The organism is Actinomadura sp. 9N215 (assembly GCF_044326345.1).
In the GTDB taxonomy this organism is placed as follows: Bacteria; Actinomycetota; Actinomycetes; order Streptosporangiales; family Streptosporangiaceae; genus Spirillospora.
In genome coordinates this window covers 190711-212561 of the sequence record NZ_JBIRBA010000004.1, presented here as the reverse complement: position 1 = coordinate 212561, position 21851 = coordinate 190711, and the positions used below count along the sequence as shown (strand labels likewise).

Here is a 21851-nt window from a genome sequence, read left to right as displayed (position 1 = left end):
CCCTCTCCGATTCCATACATTCGGGGGATGAGGATCACCACGCCCGCGCCGGCGGACCGGATCGACCTCGACGACGTGGACCTGGCCGATCCCATGCTCTACACCAGGGGTGACGCGCACCTGGCGTGGCAGACGCTGCGGGCCGAGCGACCGGTCTTCTGGCAGCGGCGGCGGACCGGTCCCGGCTTCTGGGCGGTGACCCGGTACGCCGACGTGCGGCGCGTGCTGCGCGATCACGAGACCTTCGGCTCCGAGCACGGGACGAGCATCACCATGATCGGCGTCCCCGACCCGGGGGCGGGCAGGATGATGCAGTCCACCGACCCGCCGCGGCACCGGGGGCTGCGCGGCGAGATCGGCCGGCCGCTGGCCCCGCGTGCCGTGGGGGACCGTGCCGAGACGATCCGGTCGCTCGTCCGGCGCTGCATCGAGCCCGCCCGCGACGGCGGCGTCTGGGACGCGGCCGCCGCGTTCACCCGGATGACAGGCCAGATCGCGGCCAGGTTCATGGAGTTCCCGGACGACGACGTCGACCGGCTGCTGAGCCTGTCCTACGCGACGCAGGCCCCCCTGGACCCCCACTACCGGCTGGGATCACAGCAGCTGACGCTGCGCCTGGCGCACCACGAGATCATGTCGTACTTCGCCGAGCGCCTGCGCGCGCGGCCGCGGAGCGGCCTGCTCGCCCACCTCACCGGCATCGAGATCGACGGGCGGCGGCTGACGCACGAGGAACTGCTGCTCAACTGCCACAGCCTGATCGTCGCGTTCGTGATGACCACCGCGCAGACCGCCAGCACCACGATGATCGCGCTCGCCGGGCAGGGCGGCGGCGAGGGGCGCTGGCCGCCGGGAACGCCGATGCAGGAGGCGGTCGAGGAGGCGCTCCGCTGGGCGTCCCCGGCCACGCACTTCGTGCGGCAGGCACGCCGCGACGTGGAACTGCACGGCGTGAAGATCAAGGCGGGCGAGCCGGTCACGGCGTGGCTCGCCTCGGCGAACCGCGACCCCGCGGTCTTCGCCCGGCCGTACGCCCTCGACCTCGGACGCTCGCCGAACCGGCACGTCGCCTTCGGCTCCGGCCCGCACCGCTGCGTGGGCGCCCCGCTGGCCCGCCTGGTGCTGGCGACCCTGTTCGAGGAGCTGTTCGCCCACATCGAGAGCTTCGAGCTCGCCGGCGATCCCGAGCACCTGGTGTCCAACGAGATCGGCGGGATCGTCGGCCTGCCCCTGCGGGTGAGGCCCCGCCCCGGCGGGCCCTGGGCCTGACCCCGCCGCCGACGGCGGACCGAGCCTGTCAGCCGACGCCGAGCACGTACCAGCCCCACGCCGAGCACAGACCAGCCCGAGGTGCCCGTGAACTCAAGACCCGATGTCCGCCGCTGCCGAATTCGGGTCAGCGGTGTGGTCCAGGGCGTTGGATACCGCCCGTTCGTGTGCAAGGCGGCGCGGTCGCGGGGCCTGGCCGGATGGGTTCTGAACGACCCGCGGGGCGTCCTCATCGAGGTGGACGGACCACCCGACGAGATAAGCCGGTTCTGCGAGGAACTGCGAGAAAGCGCACCGGTATTGGCGAAGGTGACGGGGGTCGCGGTGGAGGCGATTCCGGTCTCCGAGCCGTTGCCGCCGACGTTCGAGATCAGGGAGAGCGACCGGGCGGGGCAGCCGATCACGATCGTCCCGCCGGATTCGCACGTCTGCGACGACTGTCTCCGCGAGATCTACACACCGGCGGACCGCCGGTACCGGTACCCGTTCACGAACTGCACGAACTGCGGCCCGCGATACTCGCTCATCCGTTCGCTGCCGTACGACCGGAGCCAGACCACGATGGCCGTGTTCACCATGTGCGGCCACTGCCGGCGCGAGTACTCCGATCCGATGGACCGGCGCTATCACGCACAGCCCAACGCCTGTCCGGCCTGTGGCCCGAAGCTCTCGCTGGCCGATGCCCGGGGCGATCTCGCCGAGGGGGACGAGGCTCTGCGGCGCGCGGCCGGCGCCCTGGCGGACGGACGGATCGTCGCGGTCAAGAGCGTCGGCGGCTTCCACCTGGCGGCCGACGCGCGGAACGGGGCGGCGGTCGCCGAGCTGCGAAAGCGCAAGAGGCGGGACGCCAAGCCGTTCGCGATCATGACCGCGGACGTCGCGGACGCGACCCGGGTCGCGGAGATCGGCGACCACGAGGCGGAGCTGATGACGTCTCCGGCACGGCCGATCGTGCTGGTGAGGAAGCGTCCCGGCGCCCTGCCGGAGCAGGTGGCGCCGCGCAACCCGAACCTCGGCGTCATGCTCCCGTCCGCGCCGCTGCATCACCTGCTGCTCTCCGGGTCCGGTCTGGACGTGCTGGTGATGACCAGCGGGAACGTGTCCGGGCGGCCGATCGTGTTCCGCGACGAGGACGCCCTGACGGAATTGTTCGAGGTCGCCGATCTCGTCCTCCACCACGACCGCGCCATCGAGGTGCGGGTCGACGACTCGGTGCTGCGCTACTCCGTCCACCCCGAGCTGGACGAACCGCTGATCACGTTTCTCCGGCGGTCACGGGGATACGCGCCCTATCCGGTCGAGGTGGCGGAGGAGCTGCCGTCCGTCGTCGCCTACGGCGCCGAGCTGAAGACCACCGTGGCCGTGACGGACGGCGACCGGGTCTACCTCAGCCAGCACATCGGCGACCTGAAGAACGACGAGACGTTCGAGTCCCATCGCCGGACCGTCGAGCACCTCACGGCCCTGCACGACCTGAAGCCCGCCTATGCCGCCTGCGACCTCCACCCGGCGTTCAGATCCACCCGGTCGGCACTGGTGGAGTACGAGGGCAGGCTGCTCCAGGTCCAGCATCACCACGCTCACATGGCGTCGTGCATGGCGGAGAACCGGTTGTCGGGACCCACGATCGGCGTCGTGTTCGACGGCGCGGGCTACGGACCGGACGGGACGATCTGGGGCGGCGAGTTCCTCCTGGGGGACTACACCGCGGTCCGCCGGGTCGCGCATCTGCGGCCGGTCCCGCTGCTCGGCGGGGACAAGGCCGTGCACGAGCCGATCCGCACCGGTTTCGCCCTGGCGCTGGACGCCGTCGGCGACTTGGCCGGCGCGGCGTTCCCCGTCCTCGCCAGGCTGACGGAGGACGAGCAGGCGGTGTACGCCCGGATGGCACGCCGCGGGCTGAACTCCCCGTTGACGTCCAGCATGGGCCGGCTCTTCGACGGAGTCGCGGCCCTCCTGGACGTCTGCACGCACGCGGAGTACGAGGCGCACGGCCCGATCGAGCTCGAAGGGCTGCTGGGCCGGGACGTCACCATGGGCGAGCCGTACCCGTTCGGCCGGATCGAGCGGGACGGAGTGATCGAGGTGGACACCCGTCCCGCCGTGGTCCGGCTGGCCGCCGATCTGGCCGCGGGAGCGGGCCCGCGCGAGATGAGCCTCGGGTTCCATTCCGGTGTCGTGGCGATGGTGCTGGCGCGGTGCGAGGAGCTGCGGCGCGCGCACGGCGTCGACCAGGTGGTCCTCTCGGGCGGGGTCTTCCTCAACGAGTTCGTTCTCGTCAACTGCATGGTGGCGCTGCGCCGCGCGGGCTTCGACGCCCACTGCCACCGGTACGTGCCCACGAACGACGGCGGGATCGCGTTGGGGCAGGCGATGGTCGCGGGCGCCCATTTCCCTCGGGGCTCTGCCACCGGAGGAGATGGCTGACAGCCGCCTGAGCGATGTGCGAGATGCGTCAGAGGCGTTCGAAGCCGCGTGCCAGTTCCCAGTCGGTCACGGCGGCGTCGAAGGCGTCGAGCTCGACCCGGGCGTTGTTGGCGTAGTGGGCGGCCACCTCCGCGCCGAAGGCGTCCCGGACCACCTCCGACGCCTCCCACCGGGCCAGCGCGTCGCGCAGCGTGGCCGGTACCCGGGGCGCGGAGTCGTCGGCGTACGCGTTTCCGGCGAACTCGGCCTGGAGGGTGAGCTCGTGCTCCAGACCGTGGACGGCGCCGGCGATCATGGCGGCGATCGCCAGGTGGGGGTTGACGTCCGCGCCTGGCACCCGGTTCTCCAGCCGGGTGGCGGCGCCGTGCCCGGCCACCCGCAGCGCGCACGTCCGGTTGTCGGCGCCCCAGCGGAGCGCGGTCGGGGCGAACGAACCCGGCTGGTAGCGCTTGTACGAATTGATGTGCGGCGCGTAGAGCAGGCTGAAGTCCGGCATCGTGGCCAGCAGTCCGGCGGCGATCCGCCGCCCGGCGGCCGACAGGCGCCCGGGCCCGTCGCCGGGGATCGCGGGCGCGCCGTCCGCGTCGCGGACCGAGAAGTGAATATGGCAGGAGCTGCCCTCGCGCCGGTTCGGCTTGGCCATGAACGTGATCGACATGCCCTCCTGGGCGGCGATCTCCTTGGCGCCGTTCTTGTAGATCGCGTGCTGGTCGGCGGTGGTCAGCGCGTCGGCGTACCGGAAGACGATCTCGTGCTGGCCGAGGTTGCACTCGCCCTTGGCGCTCTCGGGGGCGAGCCCGGCGCCGGCCATCTCGGTGCGGATCCTGCGCAGCAGGGGCTCCGTACGGGCGGTGCCCAGCAGCGAGTAGTCGACGTTGTAGAGGGTCGCCGGGGTCAGGTCGCGGTAGCCGCGCCGCCGGGCGTCCTCGTACGAGTCGCGGTAGAGCACGAACTCGGCCTCGGCGCCGGCGAACGCGGTCAGCCCGTGGCCGGCCAGCCGGTCGATCTGCCGGCGCAGGATCCGCCGGGGCGCGGGGGCCACGTCCGCGCCGTCCGGCCCGACCGGGTCGGCGAGCAGCAGCGCGGCGCCCGGCTGCCACGGGATCCGCCGCAGGGTGGACGGGTCGGGCCGCATCGTGAAGTCGCCGTAGCCGGTCTCCCAGTTCGAGATCCGGTACCCGGGCACGGGGTTCATGTCGACGTCCACGGCCAGCAGGTAGTCGGACGCCTCGCTGCCGCCGGCGAGCACCTCGTCGACGAAGTACCGGGCGTGGAAGCGCTTGCCCTGCAGCCGCCCCTGCATGTCGACCAGGGCCATGACCACGGTGTCGATTCCGCCGGCGGCCACCTCGGCGATCAGCTCCTCGACCGCCAGCGGGGGACGCGCGGTCGTCCGCGATGCCTCCACGGTCATGGCCTAGCCCCGCTTCGCGATGACCAGCTCGCGCACCGGAAGCCTCGACGCCTTCGTCAGGCGCGTGACCGACTCGGCCCGCCCGATCTGCGCGAACGCCGCGTGGACGACGTCGATGTAGCCCTTGCGGATGCAGACCGTCCGGCCGTCGGCGAGCGCGTCCCGGACGCGCTGGCGCACGTCCGGGCGAGGGACGTAGGCGTGCACCACGCAGTCGCCGGGCTTTCCGGCCCAGGTGACCGACGGCGTCACGTCCACCCGGTCGTAGCTGCGTTCCCGGCGGTCGAAGTCGGCCAGATCGGCGCCGGTCACGGGGATGACGGCCCCGTCGCATTCCGAGCCGTCGCGCTGTTCGATGCCGAGCGCGACGGTCACGCCGTCGAACTCGGAGCCGTCCGGCAGCAGGAAGGTCCGCTCGGGGTGGGACACCTTGTCCGAAGCGACGTTCCACGCCCGCTCCCAGCCCGACAGGACGGCGCCGCTCATCCGTTCCGGGTCGAACGGGTGGTCGAGCGTGGCCACGACCTGCTCGGGGCTGACCAATATCCCGTAGACGAAAAGGAACGTTTCGCGGTCTCCCATGTCACGGGCTCACGATCTGCTTCTGCGGGAGCTCGCCGTGCGCGTCGAGGACCTTGAGGATCTCGGCCGACGGCGCCACCGTCGCGCAGTATCCGTCCAGCCATTCCAGCGCCCTGGCCGTGTCCTCCGGACGCGCCGAGATGACGCAGTCGCTCGGAACCCACACCTTGTAATTGCGGAAGTAGGCGTCGGCCGCCGTCGTCTGGACGCAGATCTGCGTCTGCATTCCGGTGACGACCACCGTGTCGACCCAGAGGTTCTGCAGGCGCTCGTGCAGGTCCGTCTCGTAGAATCCGCTGTCCTTGTTCTTCTCCAGGACGATGTCGCCCTCGCCGAGGAACTCCGGCAGGATGGCGGCGCCCTCGGTGCCCTTCTGCACCGGGAGGAATCCGTTGTAGCGTTCCGCGACCGGGTCGTCGGGCGGGTTGATCATCTGCAGGTGGACGACCTGGTGGCCGCGGGCGCGCATCGCCCGGAGGAACTCGACATATCCGGGCGTGGCCTTCTCGACCGCGTTCTTCCGCTCGTCGTTCTTGTTGACGAGATCGCCTTGGAGATCGTTGGTGAGAACCGCGATTTTGCTCATGTGAGCTCCTTGCGCGTGGAACGGACGAGGCGGCAGAAGGCGCGCCGGACGCAATGACGCAATGACGTCCGGATGCGATTACGGTGCCACGCGCGGGCGCGGCGTCCACAGTCGGGGAAACCCCCGACTCGCGAGAGCACGCCGATTCACGGCGGGCCGAACCGGGACGGGCCGAAGGTCGCGAAGCGCTCCTCCGGGTCCGGCCCGGTCAGTGCCTGGACGACCAGCTCGGCGGTCAGCGGAGCGAGCAGGATTCCGTTCTGGTAGTGGCCCGTGGCGACGATGACGTCCGGCCGCCAGGGCAGCGGGCCCATGATCGGGGCGCCGTCCGGGGTCGCGGGCCGGTGCCGGACGCACGCCTCGGCCAGCTCGTACCCGGCCAGCTCGGGCACCAGATCGGTCGCGGCGCGCAGCAGCTCCACCACGGCGCCCGCGGTCACCAGGCGGTCGGACCGCTCCTCCATGGTGGCGCCGGCCACCACCTCCCCGCCGGGCCGCGGCACCAGGTAGACCGGGCGGCCGCCGGCGTACCCGCGGATCACGTGCCGGAAGCACGGCGCCCGCCCGTCCGGCGGACGCAGCCGCAGGACCTGCCCCTTGACCGGGCGGACCGGCAGCCCGGTCAGCGCCGCCGAGCCGCAGCCGGCCGCCACCACCGCCCGGCCGTCCGGCAGGTCCGCCAGGTCGCTCACCCGGGCCCGCGCGAAGGTCACGCCGGCGGCCCGGCACGCGGCGCGCAGCGCGATCATCATCCGCCGCGGGTCCACCTGCCGGTCGCCGGGCAGGTACGCGCCGCCGCGCACCCGGAGCGCCAGGGACGGCTCGCACCCGCGCAGCTCGGCGGCGGTCCGCGGGTGCGCCGCCAGCCCCAGGCCGGTCTGGTAGTCCCGCACCCGCCGCGCCTCGGTCTCGTCGGCGGCGGTGAGCGCCACCATCAGCGTCCCCTCGGTGCGGTAGCCGATGTCCAGCCCGGTGGCGGCCTCCAGCTCGGCGGCGAACGCCGGCCACACCGCGGAGGACTCCACCAGCAGACCGCTCAGCTCGTCCTCGCCGACGGTCTCCGCGGACACCGGCGCCAGGATGCCGGCGGCGGCGTACCAGGCCCCCGCGCCGTCCGGGCCCGCGTCGTGCACCGTCACCGCGAGGCCGCGCTCCGCGGCCCGCCAGGCGACCGCCAGGCCGATCGGCCCCGCCCCGACCACCGCCAGGTCAGACATGACCGGCCTGCCCGGCCGTCCATGGGACGCGGCGCGTCACCTGGGGACACCCTCCCGGTACCGCGCGAAGCGGGCGCCCAGCTCGCGGGCGCGGTCCTCGGCGTCGGACAGCGGCATCTTGACGCAGTGGTACCCGAGCTCGCGGCGCATCACGTCCATCGCGGACTCCTCGAACAGGACGCTCCCGTCGTCGCCGATCTCGCGGATGCCGTCCTCGACCTGGCCGCTCCGGTTGACGGCCAGGGCCTCCTCGTCCGTCATCCCGGGCGGCAGCGCCAGCCGCACCGGCCCCGGCCCGACCACCACCGGGTACCCGCCGGGCAGGCCGAGCGGGCCCGGCGCGTGCACCACGGCCTCGCGCCGCTCCAGCAACGGCACCAGCACGCTCATGGCCGACGCCGCGGTCATCGCCTGCCCGGCCAGCCCGCCCGTGCGGCGGTACTCGGTGGTCAGCGGCTTCAGCAGCGGGGTCAGCCCGACGTCCGGCATCGCGTCCCGGCCCCCGGCGAGGATCGCGATCCGCAGCTGGGACGGGTCGATGTCGCTCGTCCGGGAGAGCCGGTGGCTGACGTAGTGGTGGGTGACCACGCGGACGTCCACCTCCGCCGGAGCGGTCCCGAGGATCTCGGCCGCGGAGCAGCGCAGCGCCGGCACGTTGTTCGCGACGTTCCCGATGCCGACGTGCGGCGCGAGCCCGACCCCGGCCAGGACCGGATGCACGGCGTCCGGGTACGCGGCGTTCACCACGATCGCCCCGCTGCCCGCCGCCCGGACCGCCAGCATCGCCTTGTGGACCGGCACCAGGTGCATGGGCAGCCACGGGCCGAAGTTCGCCGCGTACAGCCGCTGGAACCGCTCGGCCGGGAGCGTGCCGATCACCCACCACGACTGGAGGCTGGCGGCGAGGAACACGACGTCCGGGGCGAAGCCGGCGATGACCTCGGCGGTCCGGTCGACGTCGTCCAGGTCGGCCAGGGCGTGGTCGACCCGGCTTTTGTAGCCGCGCTGGAGAGCGCTGAAGCGGATCAGGTTGACGTGCCGCCGCACCTCGTCCTCGGCGCGGCCGACGAGGCGGACCTCCCACCGCCGGTCGCTGTGCGCGAGCTCATGGCACACGCGGACGCCGAGGTCGCCCGCCCCGATGATCATGATCTTCCGCATCCTGTCTCCTGTCTCGAAAGGTCGCTCCGGGTGTCTCAGAAGGTCGCTCCGGGTGCGGGACGGGGCGGTGCCGTCAGATCAGGTCGGGCAGCTGCGCCATATGGGCGAAGGCCGTGACGCCGTCGCCGTACGCCGCGAGCTCCCGGCCGTTCGTGAACTGGAGGACCCGCATCCCGGCGCGGACGGCGGCGCGCACCCCCACCGCGCTGTCCTCGACGACCACGCAGGCCGACGGCGGCACCCGGTGGCCCGCCGCCGCGGAGAGGAACAGTCCGGGATCGGGCTTCCAGACGTTTGCGTCGTACGCCGACCAGAGGCGATCCCCGAAGTGGCCGAGGAGCCCGCTCGCCCGGAGCCGCCGCTCCATCAGGTCACGCGGGCTGTTGGAGGCGACGCACTTCGGCGCCGTGATGCGCCGCAGGGCGTCCTCGACCCCGTCCACCGGCTCGATCCGCGGGCCGAGGATCCGCTCGCACTCGGCGCGGACGAACTCGGACGCGTCCGCCGGAGCGGCCCGGCCGGAGCGCGCCTCCAGCAGCTCGACGCAGGTGGCGAGCCGCTTGCCGGAGAAGAGCTCGCTCGCCTCGTCGTCGCCGAGCGTCAGGCCCATGCGCCGTGCCAGCAGGGTCAGGCCGGCGTCCTCGGCGTACTGCGTGTCGACCAGCACGCCGTCCATGTCGAACACCACCAGGCGTACGGGCCGCCGGACGGCGCGCCCCGGGTCGCCGGCGCCCACGCGGGGATCGGCCGCGGGATCGAGCACCGTGGAACGTGCCCGTGCTCCCGGTTCCGCGTCGCTCGACATGTGCCCACCCCGTTCGCGTTCCTGGTCCCGCATGGCGACGCCCCTAATCTGCACCCGCCGGGAGGTCGTCCGGACGTCGGTACTTCTCCCGACCCGCGGCTTCCCGGCCCCGGCTTCCGGCGCCCGGCCCCCGGCTTCCGGCGCCCGGCGCCGGGCGGCCTCAGACGTCCAGGGCGTTGCCGAGGATCCCGTCGGCGAGGCCGTTCCGGAGGGCGCGCGCGGGCGAACTGGACGGCTTCCGTTCCGCCTGATCCCGGAAACACGCCAGGTACTCCTTCGCGATGCCCGCACGGGGCAGGCGGCGCAGCACGCCCGCCTTGAACTCCGCGGGGAAGTCGTCCATGTACCGGCCGGAGACGTCCATGCTGGTCGACCTCTCCAGCAGGAACCCCTCCGGGTGGACGTCGGCGTCCACCACGTCCCACGTGTGGCTGAGGACGACGTCGACCAGCGCCGCGCGCCTCGCCGCGTCCCAGCCCGCGCCGGTGGCGAAGACGTGGGCCACGTGGCCGCTCGCCTCGTCGAAGCCGACGAAATGGCTGTCGAATTCGGGTACCAGTCCGATGTCGTGCAGCAGCGACCCGACGTACAACAGCTCGGGGTCGTACGGCACGCCTTCGCGGGAGCCGTACGCCGCCGCCCATACGTACGAGCGAAGGCAGTGATTGAGCAGCGCCCGCGAACAGTACTTCTCGGCGATCTCCCGGGCACCGGCGCTCGCCGGCGTCCGGGGGAACGCGGGCGGTTCGGTCGTCACGGCCGCTCACCCCTCCCTGTGCGCAGGCCGGAATGACTTGCTCCACGCCGCCGGGTGTCCGGCCGAGGCAAGGCCGAGCCCGGCCGGCGCCTCGCCGCCCGGGCCGACCAGCGCGGCGGCGCACAGCGCCAGCGCCCGCTGGACCAGCGGCGACTCCGGATCGGCCGCCACGCCATGCGGGGCGCGCCGGGGCAGCCTGGCCACTCGCGCGGCGAGCTTCTCGGGCGGCTCGGCCGCCCGGACCGCGGCGGCGAAGATGTCCGCGAGATCGACCAGCTCGGCGCCGGTCAGCCCCCGGTACGTGGGCTCGTTGAGCCCGATGCGGACCGCCTGACCCGCGACTCGCGGCAGCCCGGCCATGAAGTTGACGCGGATACCCGCCCGGAAGAGGCGGTCGCTCGCCGTCCGCGGCGCGACGCCGTCCGCGCCGGTGTCCAGCCACAGCTGGTGCCCGGCGGAGAAGCCGCGATCCGCGGCCATCACGGTGATGCCGCGCTCGGCCAGCAGGGCGCCGAACCTGCGGGTGTTGTCCACCACGGCGCGCGCGTACCCGGCGCCGAACTCGCGGAACTCCAGCAGCGCGATGCCGAGGCTGATGGTCGCGGCGAAGTGATGGCTGCTGATCAGGTACTCCTGCGTCTCCTCGACCTGGTCCGCGACCCGCGGGTCACGGGTGAGGAAGACGCCCTTCTGCGGGCCCGGGAAGGTCTTGTGCGTGGAGCCGCCGAAGCTGTCCGCGCCGAGGTCGAGAGGGTTGGCGAACACGCCGCCGAGGATGAGCCCGAGCCACTGGCTGGTGTCGACGTGCACGCGGGTGCGGGGCGACGCCCGCCGCACCGTCTCGACGAGGCCCGCCACGTCGACGGGGAACAGGCAGTGGGACTGGTCGACGTACACGAGCGTGGGCCGGACCGCGGCCACCCGCTCGTGGGCGCGGTCGAGGTCGAGCCCGTGCGGATCGGGGCCGCCGAGCTCATGGACCCGCAGCCCGAGCCTGGTCGCGAGCCGCCTGGTCGCGTAGTGGCCGCCGACGTCGGGAGACAGCGTCATGACGTCCGAGCCTGGCGGCCCGCCGAGCGACGCCAGCACCAGGGTCATCGCGCCCAGCCCGCTCAGCGGGCGCACGGACACCCGTTCGGCCCGGCCCAGTTCCGCCAGCAGCGGCACGGTCAGGCCCATCTCCAGCTCGCGCAGGTCCTGCCCGCCGCGGAAATGCCAGCTCTCGGGGTCGCCGCCCTCGTTGAAGAAGTACCGGTGGTACGCGTCGAGCAGCAGCGGCAGCTTGGCGATGCCCGACATCGCGGTCTCGGACGGCACCATGGCCAGTGCCCGGTCCGCCGCCCGCTCGTGCTCCGCCAGCAGGCGCAGCACGTCCGTCAACCCGAGCACACGTTCGCCCATCAGCTCCTCCTCGGTCCGTTCACGACGCCTCCCCGCCCGGCCCGCGCACGCGGATCAGCCGGCGTCCGGCCCGCAACCCTCATGCCCGTGCCGTCAAGACGGCCGGTTCCGTCAGCACAGCCGGGGCAGTTCGGCGCCGTGGAGTTCGTCGATCGCGTCGACGCGCCCGTCCGGTCTGGTGACGCGCACCTCGCGGTCGTCCGCCTCGACCACGGTCCCGACGATCGCCGCCTGCCGGCCGTAGGGATGGCGGCGCAGGACGTCGAGCACCCCGTCGGCCGCGGACTGCTCGACGAACAGGCACAGGCAGCCCTCGTTCGCCGTGTTCATTGGGTTGATGCCGAGCATGTCGCACGCCATCCGCACCGGCCGCTCGATCGGCAGCGCCTCCTCGACCAGGTGCGGCGCCAGACCGGTCGCCCGCGCGTACTCGTGCAGCACCGCGGTGAGCCCGCCCCGGGTGACGTCGCGGATGGAGTGCACCGCGTGGCCGAACGGCGACCTCAGCAGGGACGCGACCAGCCCGTTCAGCGGAGCGCAGTCGCTCAGGACGTCCCGCTCGAACCCGAGCCCCTCCCGCACCGACAGCAGGTGCACGGTGTGGTTGCCGATGGGTCCGGTGAGCAGGATGCCGTCGCCGGCCGTCACGTGGGCCATGCGCAGCGGAGGGCGCCGGAACACGCCGATACCGGTGGTGTTGAGGTAGATCTGGTCGGCCTCGCCCGGCCGCACCACCTTGGTGTCGCCGGCGACGATCACCACGCCGGCCTCGCGCGCCGCGTCGCGGACGGACCGCAGGACGGCCGCGTACCTGGCGACCGGCAGCCCGGTCTCCAGGATGACGCCGAGGGTCAGGTAGCGGGGCTCGGCGCCGAGTACCGCCAGGTCGTTGACGGTGCCGCAGACGGCCACCCTGCCGATGTCCCCGTTGCCGAAGAACGGCGGGTCGACGACGAACGAGTCGGTCGTGATCGCCAGCGCCTCGCCGGTCTCCCGCACGATCGCGCTGTCCTCCATTTCGCCGACGTACACGTCGCCGAGCAGTTCGGCGGTGAACTCGACCAGCTCCCGGCTCAGCCGCGCACCGGTGCCGTGATCGAGGACGATTTCCTGGTCGACGATGGTTGTGTTCAGCATCCCGTCCCAAGCCCTCTACGGGCGAGGCCGTGCGCTCGCCACCCGCCGACCGTCTCATCCGCTGTCGGCCGCCTGGCAGTCGGACGAAGCCCTGACAGATTCCAACGCGCGACAACAGGTGCCGCATTGGTGCCGCGGACATTCCGGAATCACTTCTTGGAAGTGTCAGGAGCCTTCCCGACTTTCGCGTCGACGTCGCCGCACTGAATAGTTCGGGAGTCTGCGCGAAAGTGGCGTAAAGGCGGCCCTTGCTCGGAGGAGGTCGGTTGGTGGCGCGTCCATGGACCGATCCGAGCCGAGCCGAGCCGGGGGCGCTCCTGCCACTGAGCCCGGCGCAGGAACAGCTGCTCTTCCACGCGGTCTACGACGACGAGGCGCCGGACGTCCACGTCGGTCAGGTGACCGCCGAGCTCGACGGTCCGGTCGACCTCGGCGGGCTGCGTCCGGCCATGGCGGACCTGCTGGCGCGGCACCCGGACCTGACGTCCTGCTTCGGTGAACGCGACGGACGGCCGATGCGGCGGCTTGCCCCGCGTTCCGAACCGCCGTGGCGCGAACTCGACCTGTCGGCGCTGCCGCCCGCGCGCCGCGGTCCGGAGTCGCGCCGGCTCCGCGACGAGGAACTGACCCGGCCTTTCGACTGGGCCGTTCCGCCGCTGTTGCGGATCGCCGTGGTGCGGCTGGAGCCCGAACGCCACGTCCTCGTGCTCACCTACCATCGCCTCGTCCTCGACGGTGCGTCCGCTCGTCGTGCGGTGTGGGAGCTGCTGACGGGCGCTCCGTCCGAGCGGGAACGCGACGTCGACGCCTCGCCGATTACCTGGCCGATTAGGCGAGCCGGGAGCGACGACCACCAGACGCTGCTGTTTCCCTCCGCGCCGCCCACCGGACAGCGGTGGCCTCGGCCGTTGCTGGTCTCGGGTCCGCCCGACTTGGAATCCCGGCTGGACGCCTTCACCCGGCGACAAGGCGTCTCACAGGACGCGGTGTTCCGGTCGGCTTGGGCGATCGTGCTGGGTGCTCTCACCGGCCGCACCAACGTGGTCTTCGGCGCCACGGTGCCCGCGCCGTCGCGGGAACCGGCCACCGCGCTCGGCCAGTTCTCCGTCACCGTGCCAGTGCGCCTGGAACTGGACCCGGGCGAACCGATGCTCGGGCTGGTACGGCGTTCGGACGACGATCGTGGCACCCGGCCGGAGGGGAGCGGAGGTCGTTTCGACACGGTTCTCGCTCCGTACGACGACGATCCCGTGCGCGGGCCGTACGCCCCCCCGCGAGTCGTGGCGGTGGACGGCTGGGAGTGCGGCCACCACCCGTTGCGCATCGCACCGCTGCCCGGCGGGCGGCTGCGGCTGGTCTACCGGCCCGACGCGCTGGACGAGCGGTCAGCCCGCCGCCTCGCCGATCGCCTGCTGCGGGTGGTACGGGAGATCGTGACCTCTCCGGCGACGGCACGGGTCGGCCAGATCGACACCCTCCTGCCTGCGGAACGCCGAAGCCCACCCGCCGAAACCGCCCGGACGGACAAGACCGGCCGTCCGGCGACGGTGCCGGAGATGTTCGAGGCCCAGGTCGCCCGCTCGCCCGACGGGATCGCCCTGGAAACGGCCGAGGCCACCCTCGGCTACGCCGAGCTGGACCGGCGCGCCAACCGGCTGGCCCACCACCTGATCGACCTCGGCGCCGGACCGGAACGGATCGTGGCGATCGCGCTGCCCCCGTCGTCCCCGGACCTGGTGGTCGCCACGCTGGCGACGCTGAAGGCGGGTGCGGCGTACCTGCCGATCGATCCGGAGTACCCGCCGCGCCGGATCGCCCACATGCTGGACGACGCCAGACCGTCGGCCCTGATCACGACAACGGAGCTGGACACCGGCCGGGCGGGCGCGGTCCGTGTCCTGCTGGACCGGCCGGAACTGATCGAGGCCGTCGGACGGTGCGACGAGCGGAACCCCACGGTGCCGTTGCGGCCCGGCCACCCGGCCTACGTGATCTACACGTCGGGCTCGACGGGCCGCCCGAAGGGGGTCGTCGTCCCGCACACCGGCGTCGCGAGCATGGTCGCCGCGCAGGCCGAGCGGCTCGGGGCGGGCCCGGGCGGCAGGGTGTTGCAGTTCGCGTCGTGGAGCTTCGACGCCGCCGTATGGGAGATGTGCATGGCGCTGCTCCACGGCGGCACGCTGGTCCTGCCTCCGGGAGAGCGGCTCGCGCTGCTGGCCCGGCCGGCCGCCACGATCGCCCAGCGGCGGATCACGCACCTGACGTTGCCGCCGTCGGCGCTGGCCGCGCTGTCGCCCGGCGGCCTCTCCGGCGTCACGACGCTCACGGTCGCGGGGGAGGCGGTCCCGGCGGCGCTGGCCCGCCGATGGTCGGCGGACCGGGTGCTGGTCAACGCCTACGGGCCGAGCGAGTTCACGGTCTGCGCCACCACGAGCGGGCCGCTGTCGGGCGACGCGGAACCGCCGATCGGACGCCCGATCGCCAACGCCCGCGCGCACGTCCTGGACGGCTGGCTGCGCCCGGTGCCCGCCGGGACGCCGGGCGAGCTGTACCTGGCGGGAGCGGGGCTGGCGCGCTGCTACCTGAATCGACCGGCGCTCTCGGCCGGACGCTTCGTGGCGAACCCGTTCGGCGCGCCAGGGGACCGGATGTACCGGACCGGCGATCTCGTGCGCCGGGACGAGGACGGCGAGCTGTACTTCGCCGGCAGGCTCGACGAGCAGGCCAAGATCCGTGGCTTCCGCGTCGAACCCGGCGAGGTCGAAGCGGTCCTGATCGCCCATCCCGATGTCGGCCAGGCCGCGGTCGTGGTCGACGACCGGTCACCGGCGGGCCCGTCGCTGCTGGCCTACGTCGCCGGGCGGGCGGGACGCCCTCGTCCCACGCCCGCCGGTCTGCGCGAGTTCGGCGAGGCCCGGTTGCCCCGCCACATGGTGCCGTCGGACTTCGTCGTCCTCGACGCACTTCCGCTCACCCCGAACGGGAAACTGGATCGCACTGCTCTCCGCGAGACCTCCGCGCCCGCCGGGGCCGAGGCCGGCCCGGCCGGGCGGGCTCCCCGTACGCCCCGCGAACGCATCCTGTGCGACGTGTACGCCGAGGTGCTGGGCACCGGACAGGTCGGCATCGACGACGGCTTCTTCGCCCTGGGCGGCGACAGCGCGTCGGCGATCCGGCTGGTCGCCGGGATCGAGGCCGCCCTGGGCGTGCGGCCACCGGTCCGAGCCGTCTTCGAGGCGCCGGCCGTCGCGGCGCTGATCACCCGGCTCGGCGGGAGCGGACGGCCGAGGCTCCGCCCCTTCGGCACCCCACCCGAGACCGGAAGGACGACGCCGTGACAGCGATCCCGAACCTGGCCGACCCGAGGAGCCACGCCGAGCACGACCTGGCCGAGGTCTGGCGCGGGCTGCGGTCCGGCGATCCGGTCCACTGGCAGCCCGAGACCGAGCACGGCCCGGGATTCTGGGCCGTCACCCGGCACCGCGACGTGTCCGGCGTGCTGCGCGACCCGGCCCGGTTCACGTCGGAACGGGGCAACGTGCTCGTCACCCTGCTCCACGGCGAGGACGCCGGTTCCGGGCGGATGCTCGCGGTGACCGACGGGCCGCGCCACACGGAGCTGCGCAGACTCCTGCTGCGCGCGTTCGCCCCACGCGCGCTGGAGGGCGTGGTCCGGCAGGTGCGCCGGACCACCCGGAGGCTCCTGGTGGAGGCCCTGGAGAAGACGCGGGACACCGAAGCGTGCGACTTCGCCCAGGCGATCGCGTCGTACATTCCGCTCGCCACGATCTGCGACCTGCTGGACGTGCCCGCCGCCGACCGGGACCACGTGCTGGCGCTCACCAGGTCGGCGCTGGCCTCGGACTACGAGCGTCCCGAAGCCGGCGCGGACCGGGCGGCCCGCGGGGAGATCCTGCTCTACTTCACCGATCTGGTGCGAGCGCGGCGCCGTGCCCCGGGCGCCGACGTGATCAGCCTGCTGGCGACCGCCGACCTGGGCGGCGGCGGGCGGCTCGGCGACGAGGACATCGTCCTCAACTGCTACAGCCTGATCATGGGCGGGGACGAGACCAGCCGGCTGGCGATGATCGGAGCGGTCCGGGCGCTGATCGACAATCCGGATCAGTGGCGGGCGCTCAGGCGGGGCGACGTGACCGTGGAGAGCGCCGCCGAGGAGGTTCTGCGCTGGACCACGCCGACCATGCATTTCGGCCGGGTGGCGACCAGCGACGTCGAGCTGTGCGGCCGGACCATCGCCGCCGGTGACGTGGTCACGCTCTGGCTGGCCTCGGCCAACCGCGACGAGTCGGTGTTCGCCGAGCCGGACCGCTTCGACCTGGCGCGCTCGCCGAACCCCCACCTCTCGCTGGGATACGGCCCGCACTTCTGCCTGGGCGCCTATCTCGGCCGCGTCGAGATCAGCACCGTCCTGGACGCGCTGCGGACGTTCGTGAGCGGGATCGACCGCGCCGGTCCCGAGCGGCGCATCTACTCGAACTTCCTGTCCGGGCTGAGCAGCCTGCCCGTCACGATGCGGGCCGATCCCAGCGGACCGGCGCGGTGGACGGAATGACCGAACGGTAGGAGAGCCGTCCAGAGCCGGGCGGTGCCTGGGCCGTGTCGGGAGTTCGACCGACTGTCGCCCGCTCCGGCCCGCGCATCGAATGGAGACACGATGAGCAGGGATGAGCAGGAGGACGGCGTGACCGACGATGTCTTCGTAGTGGAGACTTCGCTCGCCCAGCGAAGTCTGTGGTTCGTCAACGAGATGGATCCCGGTCTGCCCGCCTACAACGTCACGGCCGTGGTGCGGATCCGGGGCCCGCTGGCCGTCGACGTGCTGCGGCGGGCGCTCGGGGTGATCGTCGACCGTCACGAGATCCTGCGCACGCTCTTCCGGGAGGAGGCCGGCAGCGCCGTTCAGGTCATCTACGAGGAGATGCCGGTCGACGTGTCGGTCACCGATGTCGACGAGGACATCACCGGGCCCACCGTGCGGCGGCTCGTCCAGGAATGGGTGCGGACCCCTTTCGACCTGGCGAACGGCCCGCTGCTCCGGATGCGGCTGCTGCGGGTGGACGAGCAGAACCACGTCGCCGTGCTGGTGATGCACCACATCGTCACCGACGCCTGGTCGTCGGTCATCTTCTTCCGGGAGCTGTCCGCCTGCTACGAGGCCTTCGCCGACGGCCGCGAACCCGACCTGGAACCGCTGCCGATCCAGTACGCCGACTACGCGGTCTGGGAGAACGAGACGCTGCGCGGGGAACGGCTGGAGAAGCTCGTCGACTACTGGCGCTGGCAGCTCGCCGACCTCGGTCCGGTCGGGTTGCCCGTCGACCGCGTCCCGTCCGGGGAGCCGTCCTTCGACGGCGACGTCGTCCGGTTCCCGCTGCCGGGGACGGTCCGGGCCGATGTCGAACGGCTGGCCCGCGAACACGGCGTGACGCCGTTCGTCCTCCTGCTCGCCGTGTTCGCGACCCTGCTGGCGAGGAACTCCGGGCAGGACGACATCGCGGTCGCGACCCCGGTCGCCAACCGGGAGCGGCCGGAGCTGAGGGGCTTGATCGGCTACTTCGTCAACATGCTCGTCATGCGGACCGATCTCTCCGGCGATCCCACGTTCGCCGAGCTGCTCTCCCGGGCCCGTGCGGTGTGGTCCGGCGCGATCCGCCACCAGCAGCTCCCGTTCGCGAAGCTCGTGGAGGTGCTGCGACCGCAACGGCACGTCGGCGTCGGCACGCCGCTGGCCCAGGTGATGTTCGGCTTCCAGGACGTGCCGGGCCAGCCGTGGAAGTGCGCCGATCTGACGCTCGAACCGACCTGGACGCCGACCGGGACCGCCAAGTTCGAGATGGCCCTGTCGATCGAGCCGGACGGCGACGAGCAGATGGGCGTCCTGGAATACAGCACTGAGCTGTTCGACCGGCGTACGGCGGAACGGCTGGCCAGGCAGTTCCGCACCTTGCTGCGCGGGGCGCTCGACCACCCCGGACGGCGGATCTCGGAACTGCCGCTGCTGCCCGACGACGAGCGACTGCAACTCCTGGGACGAGGCCGCGCCAGCCGCTCCGGGGACCCGACCCGGCGCGGAACCGCCGACTCCGCTCAAGGATCCGTCCTGGGGCTGCTGGACCGGGTCGTCCGAGAGCAACCGGAGGCCGTCGCGGCGGAGGACGCCGACCGGCGGGTCACCTACCAGGAGCTGTCGGCCCGCGCCGGCCGGCTGGCGCACGAGCTGCGAGCGTCCGGCGTCGAACCTGAGACCCCGGTCGCCGTCGTGCTGGACCGCCCGGTCGAGCTGATCGTCGGCTGGCTCGCCGTGCTCGGCTCCGGCGGCGTCCTGGTTCCGGTCGATCCGGACTCGCCGCCGGAACGGACCGCCCGCCTGCTGGACCGTTCTGGGACGCGGCACGTGGTGACCGGGTCGGCGACGCGCGACCGTCTGGACGGCACTCCGGTTCGCGTCGTCCTGCTGGACGAGCTCCCAAACGGCGCCGCCACAACGCCCGAAACCGCGTTGGACGTTCGAGTGCCGTCCGACCAACTGGCCTGTGTGGCGTACGCCGCCGACGGCGCGCCCGGCCCCGGCCACATGATCACGCACGCGGACCTCGCGGCCATGGCGGCCTCGCACCGCCCCGGCGCGGCAGGACGTTCCCCCGGCCCGGCAACGTTCCTGGACATCTTCGCTGGCCTGGTCGCCGGAGTGCCGGTGCCGCTCCCGGCCAGTGCTGGCTCCGACCGCGCGCCCGCGCCCGCGCTCGGGCCCGGGGCCGAAGCCGTCGTTCCGTTGGGTCTGCCGCTGGACGCGGTCGATGCCTATGTGCTGGACGAGCGGATGGAACCGGTCCCACCGGGGGTGGTCGGTGAGCTCTATGTCGGCGGTCCGTCGGCCGGACGCGGCTACTGGCGCGAGCCGGCGCCGACCGCGGAGCGGTTCGTCCCGGATCCGTTCACCGGTGACCCCGGCGCTCGGCTGTACCGCACCGGCCACGTCGCGAAGCTCGTCGGGTCCGGCATCGACGTCGTCGGACGGGCCGATCGCCGGGTGAAGATCCGTGGCTTCCCCGTCTCGCCCGAGCAACTGGAGGCGCTGCTCGCCCGGCATCCGGATGTCGCGGACTGTGCGGTCGTACCGGTCCGGGGCGACGCGGGCGGCCTGGAGTCGCACGCCTTCGTGGTTCCGGTGGCCGGTCGCCGCCCCTCCCTGCCGGACCTCCGGCAGCAGCTGGCCTCCGCGCGGCAGCCGAATTTCGTGCTGCCCACGCGGATCGACCTGGTCGACGACATCCCACGGACGGCGGGCGGCGCCGTGGATCAGGACGCACTGCCGGTCACCCGTCCCGCGCACGGCGAACGGGCCGCCGCGCCGCCGAGAACGCCGGTCGAACAGGAGCTCGCCGCGATGGTGGCCGAGCTGCTCGCCGTGAACCAGGTCGACATGAACGAGAACTTCATCGAGCTGGGCGGCCATTCGCTGATCGCCATCCAGCTCGTGTCGCGTGTCCGGGAGGAGTTCGGCGTCGAGCTGCCGTTGCGGCTGCTCTACTCGCCGGACGCCACGCTCGGGGACTTCGCCGAGGTCATGTTCGACGAGATGGTCCGCGACGACCCGGTGGAGTCCGAGGTGCCGGGATGACGCGCGACCAGGCCATGGAGAGCCGCATCGAGCGGGAGCGCGCGCTGCTGAGCCGCCGGCGGGCGCGCACCGGCGCGATCCCGGCGTTGCCCCGTACGGGCGACACCCACAGCTTTCCGGCGTCGTACCTGCAGGAGGCGATGTGGGTGCAGGCCCAGGCCGAGGGCGAGCCGGACCCGCTCGTCGTGGCCGGGCTCCGCCTGCACGGGCCGCTCGACGTCGAGGTGCTGTCCCGATCGCTCGCCGCGCTGACCGGCCGGCACGAGACCCTGCGGACGATGTTCCGGATGCGGGACGGCCACCTGCGGCAGATCGTCGAACAACCGCGACCCTGCGCCATTCCCGTGGAGCGGATCACGCTCGACCAGTTCGAGCAGGTGACGTGGCGCGAGGTGGACCGGCCGTTCGACCTGGAAAGCGAGCCCGCGTACCGGCTGCGGCTGCTCCGGCTGGCCGAGGACGACCACATCGCGATGCTGCTGCTCCACCACATCATCGGTGACGCGAGGGCGGTGGAGGTCTTCATCCGCGACCTGGCCGCCTACTACATGGCGTTCCGCGGCGGAACGCGGCCCGAGTTGCCGCGCCTCCCCGTCCAGTACGGGGACTTCGCCGCCTGGCATCGTGCACGACTCGACGGAAGGCACGGCGCGGAACAGCTGGACTACTGGGTGGCTCGGCTGTCCGGCGCGGTCCCGGCCTGGCTTCCCGCTGACCTGCGGCCGCCCGGAAGATCGTTCGACGGCACGGCCGACGGGTTCAGGTCCAGGCCGGGGCACACGCTGATCGTTCCCGTCGCGCCCGAGCTCTTCGCCGGCGTGGAGGACCTGGCCAGGCGGCACCGGACGACGCTCTACATCGTCTCCTGCGTCGCCTTCCAGGTCCTGCTGGCGCGCTACTCCGGGGAGCGGGACATCGCGGTGCGCGCGCCGATCAGCTTCCGGAACTGGCGCGAGGTCGAGGACCTGATCGCCGACTTCGGCAACGACATCGTGTTCCGCACCGACCTGTCGGGCGACCCGTCCTTCGCGGAGCTCTTCGCCCGGGTACGGGAGCCGGCGACCCGGGACTTCGCGTGCAACGAGCTGCCGCCGTCCTTGCTGGAGCCCGAGCTCGGGAACGACCCGGCGTTGCTCGGACGGCTGTTCCACGTGCAGTTCACCGCCGAGACCGATCCCGACCTGTCCATCCCGCTCGGCGACCTGCGGGTCGAGCCGATGCCCCCGCCCTGGCAGTACGCGTTCCGGCCGCTCGCGCTGCGCCTCAGGAAATCGGCGTCGGGGCCCGTCTGCATCGCGACCTACCGCACGGCGGTGTTCTCCCGGCAACGCGCCGACGACCTCGTCCACGACTACATCGACGTGCTGGCCGAGCTGGTCGCCGATCCGGACCGCCGCGTCTTCGCCCCACCCGTACGGCAGCGAATCCCCGCACGAATCCCGGCATGAGAGGA

Annotated in this window: 15 protein-coding genes; 6 read left to right on the top strand and 9 right to left on the bottom strand. The window is 72.7% G+C overall.

Going from position 1 to position 21851, the window contains the following annotated elements:
• Window positions 1–27 precede the first annotated feature (27 nt).
• Together ACH34T_RS09175 and hypF are read left to right on the top strand one after the other, a co-directional pair.
• A complete protein-coding gene (locus ACH34T_RS09175) occupies window positions 28–1269 on the top strand; it encodes a cytochrome P450 (RefSeq protein WP_395991565.1) in 1242 nt (413 codons plus the stop codon).
• Between the two features lie 81 nt (window positions 1270–1350).
• Window positions 1351–3696: a carbamoyltransferase HypF gene (gene hypF, locus ACH34T_RS09170; protein WP_395991564.1), complete on the top strand. Its 2346-nt coding sequence runs from the start codon at window positions 1351–1353 to the stop codon at window positions 3694–3696.
• A 28-nt stretch (window positions 3697–3724) separates the two neighbouring features.
• Here the strand turns inward: hypF and ACH34T_RS09165 are convergent, their stop codons facing one another.
• The 9 genes from ACH34T_RS09165 to hypE form a co-directional block, all read right to left on the bottom strand.
• Entirely contained in the window at window positions 3725–5110 is a 1386-nt protein-coding gene (locus ACH34T_RS09165; protein WP_395991563.1) for a glutamine synthetase family protein, read from the bottom strand.
• Window positions 5111–5113: 3 nt separating this feature from the next.
• Window positions 5114–5692 (bottom strand): gamma-glutamylcyclotransferase family protein, encoded by a 579-nt coding sequence (locus tag ACH34T_RS09160; protein WP_395991562.1) that lies wholly within the window; start codon window positions 5690–5692, stop codon window positions 5114–5116.
• Window position 5693: 1 nt separating this feature from the next.
• The gene (locus ACH34T_RS09155; RefSeq protein ID WP_395991561.1) at window positions 5694–6278 is read right to left on the bottom strand and encodes an isochorismatase family cysteine hydrolase; all 585 of its coding nucleotides are present in this window, start codon (window positions 6276–6278) and stop codon (window positions 5694–5696) included.
• Window positions 6279–6424: 146 nt separating this feature from the next.
• Complete coding sequence (thiO, locus tag ACH34T_RS09150; RefSeq protein ID WP_395991560.1) at window positions 6425–7495, bottom strand: glycine oxidase ThiO; 1071 nt, start codon at window positions 7493–7495, stop codon at window positions 6425–6427.
• 36 nt (window positions 7496–7531) lie between these two features.
• Window positions 7532–8656 (bottom strand): hypothetical protein, encoded by a 1125-nt coding sequence (locus ACH34T_RS09145; RefSeq protein WP_395991559.1) that lies wholly within the window; start codon window positions 8654–8656, stop codon window positions 7532–7534.
• A 73-nt stretch (window positions 8657–8729) separates the two neighbouring features.
• Complete coding sequence (locus ACH34T_RS09140; protein WP_395991558.1) at window positions 8730–9461, bottom strand: HAD family hydrolase; 732 nt, start codon at window positions 9459–9461, stop codon at window positions 8730–8732.
• Window positions 9462–9621: 160 nt separating this feature from the next.
• Complete coding sequence (locus tag ACH34T_RS09135) at window positions 9622–10218, bottom strand: HD domain-containing protein (protein ID WP_395991557.1); 597 nt, start codon at window positions 10216–10218, stop codon at window positions 9622–9624.
• 6 nt (window positions 10219–10224) lie between these two features.
• Window positions 10225–11619: a hypothetical protein gene (locus ACH34T_RS09130; protein WP_395991556.1), complete on the bottom strand. Its 1395-nt coding sequence runs from the start codon at window positions 11617–11619 to the stop codon at window positions 10225–10227.
• A 111-nt stretch (window positions 11620–11730) separates the two neighbouring features.
• Complete coding sequence (gene hypE, locus ACH34T_RS09125; protein ID WP_395991555.1) at window positions 11731–12756, bottom strand: hydrogenase expression/formation protein HypE; 1026 nt, start codon at window positions 12754–12756, stop codon at window positions 11731–11733.
• A gap of 269 nt (window positions 12757–13025) precedes the next feature.
• On the opposite strand from hypE, the gene ACH34T_RS09120 reads away from it, so the two are divergent.
• From ACH34T_RS09120 to ACH34T_RS09105, 4 genes are all read left to right on the top strand, one after another.
• Window positions 13026–16094 (top strand): amino acid adenylation domain-containing protein, encoded by a 3069-nt coding sequence (locus ACH34T_RS09120; protein WP_395991554.1) that lies wholly within the window; start codon window positions 13026–13028, stop codon window positions 16092–16094.
• Window positions 16091–17329 (top strand): cytochrome P450, encoded by a 1239-nt coding sequence (locus tag ACH34T_RS09115; protein WP_395991553.1) that lies wholly within the window; start codon window positions 16091–16093, stop codon window positions 17327–17329. Before ACH34T_RS09120 ends, ACH34T_RS09115 begins: the two co-directional genes overlap by 4 nt.
• Window positions 17330–17431: 102 nt before the next feature.
• Window positions 17432–20398 (top strand): condensation domain-containing protein, encoded by a 2967-nt coding sequence (locus ACH34T_RS09110; protein WP_395991552.1) that lies wholly within the window; start codon window positions 17432–17434, stop codon window positions 20396–20398.
• Window positions 20395–21846 carry a condensation domain-containing protein gene (locus ACH34T_RS09105; RefSeq protein ID WP_395991551.1) on the top strand — a complete coding sequence of 484 codons (1452 nt, stop codon included), beginning with the start codon at window positions 20395–20397 and terminating at the stop codon, window positions 21844–21846. Before ACH34T_RS09110 ends, ACH34T_RS09105 begins: the two co-directional genes overlap by 4 nt.
• Window positions 21847–21851 lie beyond the last annotated feature (5 nt).

Excerpts from the sequence above, each read along its gene's own strand:
- ACH34T_RS09175 (WP_395991565.1), top strand. The coding sequence starts at position 28 with ATGAGGATCACCACGCCCGCGCCGGCGGACCGGATCGACCTCGACGAC.
- ACH34T_RS09165 (WP_395991563.1), bottom strand. The coding sequence starts at position 5,110 with ATGACCGTGGAGGCATCGCGGACGACCGCGCGTCCCCCGCTGGCGGTC.
- ACH34T_RS09160 (WP_395991562.1), bottom strand. The coding sequence starts at position 5,692 with ATGGGAGACCGCGAAACGTTCCTTTTCGTCTACGGGATATTGGTCAGC.
- ACH34T_RS09155 (WP_395991561.1), bottom strand. The coding sequence starts at position 6,278 with ATGAGCAAAATCGCGGTTCTCACCAACGATCTCCAAGGCGATCTCGTC.
- thiO (WP_395991560.1), bottom strand. The coding sequence starts at position 7,495 with ATGTCTGACCTGGCGGTGGTCGGGGCGGGGCCGATCGGCCTGGCGGTC.
- ACH34T_RS09145 (WP_395991559.1), bottom strand. The coding sequence starts at position 8,656 with ATGCGGAAGATCATGATCATCGGGGCGGGCGACCTCGGCGTCCGCGTG.
- ACH34T_RS09140 (WP_395991558.1), bottom strand. The coding sequence starts at position 9,461 with ATGTCGAGCGACGCGGAACCGGGAGCACGGGCACGTTCCACGGTGCTC.
- ACH34T_RS09130 (WP_395991556.1), bottom strand. The coding sequence starts at position 11,619 with ATGGGCGAACGTGTGCTCGGGTTGACGGACGTGCTGCGCCTGCTGGCG.
- hypE (WP_395991555.1), bottom strand. The coding sequence starts at position 12,756 with ATGCTGAACACAACCATCGTCGACCAGGAAATCGTCCTCGATCACGGC.
- ACH34T_RS09110 (WP_395991552.1), top strand. The coding sequence starts at position 17,432 with ATGAGCAGGGATGAGCAGGAGGACGGCGTGACCGACGATGTCTTCGTA.
- ACH34T_RS09105 (WP_395991551.1), top strand. The coding sequence starts at position 20,395 with ATGACGCGCGACCAGGCCATGGAGAGCCGCATCGAGCGGGAGCGCGCG.